This is a genomic window from Inquilinus sp. CAU 1745 (genome assembly GCF_039839375.1).
Lineage (GTDB): Bacteria > Pseudomonadota > Alphaproteobacteria > DSM-16000 > Inquilinaceae > JBDOQU01.
The window spans coordinates 1-1,390 of record NZ_JBDOQU010000032.1; the positions used below are offsets into that span (position 1 = coordinate 1).

The 1,390-nt window shown below is 69.0% G+C and carries 1 protein-coding gene; it reads right to left on the reverse strand.

The annotated features are described in order from the left end of the window. Positions 1–185 precede the first annotated feature (185 nt). A complete protein-coding gene (locus AAFN89_RS20770) occupies positions 186–1,310 on the reverse strand; it encodes a transposase (protein ID WP_347541229.1) in 1,125 nt (374 codons plus the stop codon). Between the last annotated feature and the right edge of the window lie 80 nt (positions 1,311–1,390).

The window sequence follows — 1,390 nt, forward strand, 5'->3', positions numbered from 1 at the left end:
GTCATGCTGGACTTGATCCCATAGGCGCTAACTTACTATGAGGTGGGCGTAAGCTTGGCGTTTTCTTGGGGGTTCTCTGAGCCTGTAGAGGGTTCTTGGTGTTGGTCTGGCGGGCATGGGCCGGTGGAGGACGGCGATGCCGATGGCGATGATGGCCATGGCGGTGAGCCGCCAGATCGGGACGTTCAGGGGTTTTGACGAATCCGGGAGGCCCGGGGGAGAGAGTCCGGCGCCTCGATATCGAGGTCCGGCATGTCGAGTTCGGCAAGGAGCGAGGCGAGAAGGGCGGTGTTGATCCAGGCCCTTGCGACGTCCGGGTCTTTGGCGCGGAGCCGTTCGAGCCCGACGATCGACTTGAGTCGCTTGAAGGCGAGTTCGACCTGCCAGCGCAGCCGATAGGCGGCGAGCAGGCGTTCGGCAGGCCATTGCCCGACCGGCAGGGAGGACAGCAGCATGAGGTATCCGGCCATCTCGATGGCGGCCTCCGAAGCGGTGTAGCCGGTGCGCCGGGCGGTGCGGCGGGCGGCCTCGCGGGCCTTCTCGGCGGCGTCCGGCGGCAGCGGCCAGATGGTCAGGCGGGCCGGCAGGCGCTGGCCCCGCTTCCTGTCGCCGCCGGCGACCGTCACCGGCCGGTCGAGCAGGCCGTCCTTGCCGGCGGCGCGGCACAGCGTCAGCCGGTGGAGCGGATCTCCGACCTCGTCGAGCAGGCGCGGCTGACGCGCCGTCATCCGGACCAGGAAGTCGCCGCCGGCGGCGCGCACCGCCGCCATGCCGGCGACATTGGCGTGCGCCCGGTCGGCGATCCTGACCTCGCCCGGCTGGACCACGCCCCGGTCCAGCCGCTCAGCCTCCCGCCGGTCGCTGATCTCGACCGTCCGGAAGCACAACCCGGTCAGGTCGAACACCGTATGGACCCGGAAATACTCCCGCTTGGGGCCGGGCGGCGCCACCGTCGTCGCGTCGACCGCCACCAGCCGGCAATCTCCCAGCCCCGCCGCCGCCTCGGGATGGCGCGCCGCCAGCACATGGGACACCAGATGACCCAGCCAGTCGGCGCTGTTGCGCAACCGCTTCAGCACCGCCACGTCCGACAGGTCCGCCAGCCCGCTCTGCGTCGCCCAGCCCGACACCCCGCGAAACGACAGCGGCCCCAGAACGTAGGCGAAGCAAAACCGAAGCAGGACGTCCGCGCTGCGGATCAACCGACGCCGCCGCAGCGCCCCGCTCGACCGCGCGCTCCCCTCAAGATCCACCAGACCGTCAAGCCGGCCCAGCACATCATCCCAGTCCAAACCAGATGCTTCGCTCATGAACACAAGCGAATCACCCGACAGCAGACCCGTCAACCAATAAGTTAGCGCCTATGGGACTTGATCCAGCATCCATGCGG

Bases quoted from the DNA above. Each gene is read 5' to 3' on its own strand.
- AAFN89_RS20770 (WP_347541229.1), bottom strand. From the start codon at position 1,310: ATGAGCGAAGCATCTGGTTTGGACTGGGATGATGTGCTGGGCCGGCTT.